This is a genomic window from Psychrobacter sp., from assembly GCF_030457785.1.
Classification (GTDB): domain Bacteria; phylum Pseudomonadota; class Gammaproteobacteria; order Pseudomonadales; family Moraxellaceae; genus Psychrobacter.
Window position 1 is genome coordinate 1 of sequence record NZ_JAKDUI010000270.1, and the last position, 2,767, is coordinate 2,767.

At 45.2% G+C, this 2,767-nt stretch carries 3 protein-coding genes; 2 read left to right on the forward strand and 1 reads right to left on the reverse strand.

Annotated elements, in window-relative coordinates:
- The first annotated feature begins 13 nt into the window (after positions 1 to 13).
- A complete protein-coding gene (locus L0J61_RS10390) occupies positions 14 to 646 on the forward strand; it encodes a hypothetical protein (RefSeq protein ID WP_301466368.1) in 633 nt (210 codons plus the stop codon).
- Between the two features lie 5 nt (positions 647 to 651).
- Here the strand turns inward: L0J61_RS10390 and L0J61_RS10395 are convergent, their stop codons facing one another.
- Positions 652 to 1,263, reverse strand: coding sequence for a GNAT family N-acetyltransferase (locus L0J61_RS10395; RefSeq protein WP_301466369.1), 612 nt, complete (start codon positions 1,261 to 1,263; stop codon positions 652 to 654).
- 310 nt (positions 1,264 to 1,573) lie between these two features.
- Here L0J61_RS10395 and ribF point away from each other — a divergent pair, with 310 nt between their 5' ends.
- On the forward strand, positions 1,574 to 2,614 hold the full coding sequence (ribF, locus tag L0J61_RS10400) for a riboflavin biosynthesis protein RibF (protein ID WP_301466370.1): 1,041 nt from the start codon (positions 1,574 to 1,576) through the stop codon (positions 2,612 to 2,614).
- Positions 2,615 to 2,767 lie beyond the last annotated feature (153 nt).

Genomic DNA, 2,767 nt, shown 5'->3' on the forward strand with positions numbered 1-2,767 from the left:
ATTGAGGACGACTATGACCACCAAAAAATCAATATCTCCGCGCTTACCCATCATGTTAACTGCGGGTTTCCTAAGCACCGGGTTGTTATTAAGCGGCTGTAGCAATAGCGACAATGCAGAGGCAAACAGCGCCGGAACAGAAAGCGTAAATAGCGCCAATGGTACCGAAGACACTGCAGCGGCGGGCGGGGTAACTGAAGCAGACAGCGCTGGTCAAGCAGAGACAGCCGCTGACGAAGCAATGCAAGCAGAAGATAACGCTGATGATGCCACAATGATTGCAAGCGACGACATAAACCCACTGACTGACGGCGCAGATCAACAAAGTCTACTGACCAATCCTACTGAACCTGGTACGCCAGAAGATACTGTAAAAAAAGCCTTAGATAGCTTGTATTACGGCGACGTCGAAGAAGCAGCAAAATACTACGAAGTAGATATGGCAAATTTTGAAGAAGAGCTGGCTAAAACACAATCCGCTTTTCAGCAAACCGTCGATGGCGTCACCATTACTAATACCGAATACAATGACGATGAAACTCGCGCCACCATTGCTGGTGAGCTAATGCTGAAAGAGCAAGATGAGCCTGCGCCCTTGACCTATGTACTACAAAAAATTGACGGTCAATGGAAAATACTTGGTTAGTGCACTTAGCTGTCCTTGTTTGCGGTCACCGATTTTCCTAGCATGACCACATCAGCGATAAAACCTTGCATGTCGCACACTTGTGGCATGTAGCCCCACTGTTCGAAACCAAGCTTGTGAAATAAGCCTAAGCTTGGCTTGTTGTGGGCGAAAATCAGCGCGACGACATTTTTAATGCCCAAGCTTGATGCCTGCGCCAACATCCAGCTCGTCACCAAGCTACCCAGCCCTTTTCCATGGTAGTCCTGATGCAAGTAAATACTAATCTCCGTGCTGATATGATAAGCCGTACGTGCATACAAATCACTATAACTACCCCACGCAACGATTGGTGATTTCGTTTGCCCTGCAATGTCGTCAGCGCCTGATTTCACAGTGGCTCTAACGACATAAATAGGACGCGATGGGTTATTTAGATGCTCATCAAACCAAATCTCACGCTCTTCATAAGTCACTGGATCGAGATGAGCTGTGGCCTTTTTGCCTGCAATGCTTTGGTTATAAATGTCTAGCACCTCTGGTAGATCCGCCTTATTGGCCCGCTGAACCATAAACTGGTCATTTAACCTCTGCTGCGACAAAACAGGTGGTACAGCAGTTAAAGCAACGTCAGTCATAAATTCTCCATAGCTAATAATACAATTGGTCTTAGGCTGTGAGTAAAAAGCGGTTGATCATGAAATATGACCAATTAGCCCTATAATTGTCACAGTTGTTATAGTCAGGGTTGTTATAATAATAGAAAAGCAAGCATGGGCTATCGTGTCAGTTTGCGATATCGATGGTCGCATACTCGTCTTGTCAGCAGACTATAGGATGTTTGTATGACTATTTTACTTTATAATGGCTGCTTTTAGACACATTAATCCTTAATAATGGTGTGTTTTTTCGTATTTTGTCTAGTCATCTTTATCATAGCTGAAATTTATGAACACCTATTTTCTTGAGCAACTCATTGCGTCGCCAAGCACCTTGCCCGCAGGTACTAACCCAATTGAGTTAGCGCCTTGTGTGCTCACTATTGGCAACTTTGATGGTGTCCATTTGGGTCACCAAGCGATGCTGGCCCAAGTGCGTGACATTGCCGACACGCAAAGTCTAAACCCTGCCGTCATGATATTTGAACCTCAGCCGCGTGAGTTTTTTTCACCAGCCACAGCCCCTGCACGTCTGACCAACCTAGCTGAAAAGCAAGCCTTACTATCAGCATACGGTGTTGAAACCTTAATTGTCGCAGGGTTTGATTCAGAGTTTCGTTCACTATCAGCGCAAGCATTCGCCGACCTATTGGCGCTGCGCCTAAACGTAAAAGCTTTGGTATTGGGTGATGATTTTAAATTTGGTCATGACCGTACGGGCGACAGTCAGTTCTTACGAGAGTATGGCTTAGACGTCACCAACCTACATACTATCGTCGATAGTACTAGTAAAGCGGAACGCATTAGCTCCACTCGTGTACGTGATTTATTATTAACGGGTGATATTGACGCTGCCAATACGCTACTTGGTCGTGACTATTCGATTACTGGGTTGGTCGTTAGCGGCGACAAGATCGGTCGTTCCATGAACTTTCCTACTGCGAATGTTGCTTTGCAACGCATTCAACCTGCCTTGCACGGAATTTTTGCTGTTGATGTGGTCAGTATAGATGACGAAGGAGAAGTGATAGCAAATGGGTTGGCCTCACGTGCGATCGAGGAGAAATCTGGTATCTCAGGGTTACGTCCAGAGAGTTTATTTGGTACGGCAAACCTCGGCACCAGACCATCGGTCGATAAAGAGCACGAATGGCGTTTAGAAGTTCATTTCCCAGAGTTCCAAGCTGACTTGTATGGTCTGACATTGCAGGTTCGGTTCTTGCATTTCCTGCATGGTGAGCGCCGTTATGAAAACTTTGAAGCGTTAAAATCTGGCATCCATAGCGATGTGAAAGAGTTGGTCGAATGGCGATCTCAGCAGATTGATTGAGAATCGTCTACCATATGCTATCTCTATGAGATTACATAAGCCATAAAATATACATTACAAAAAAACCCACAACGTCGATGACGATTGTGGGTTTTATTTTATTAGGACTTACGCAAAACCAGAGATATATTGCCAACCTAAAGCATAGCGTAG

Bases quoted from the DNA above. Each gene is read 5' to 3' on its own strand.
- L0J61_RS10390 (WP_301466368.1), top strand. From the start codon at position 14: ATGACCACCAAAAAATCAATATCTCCGCGCTTACCCATCATGTTAACT.
- ribF (WP_301466370.1), top strand. From the start codon at position 1,574: ATGAACACCTATTTTCTTGAGCAACTCATTGCGTCGCCAAGCACCTTG.
- L0J61_RS10395 (WP_301466369.1), bottom strand. From the start codon at position 1,263: ATGACTGACGTTGCTTTAACTGCTGTACCACCTGTTTTGTCGCAGCAG.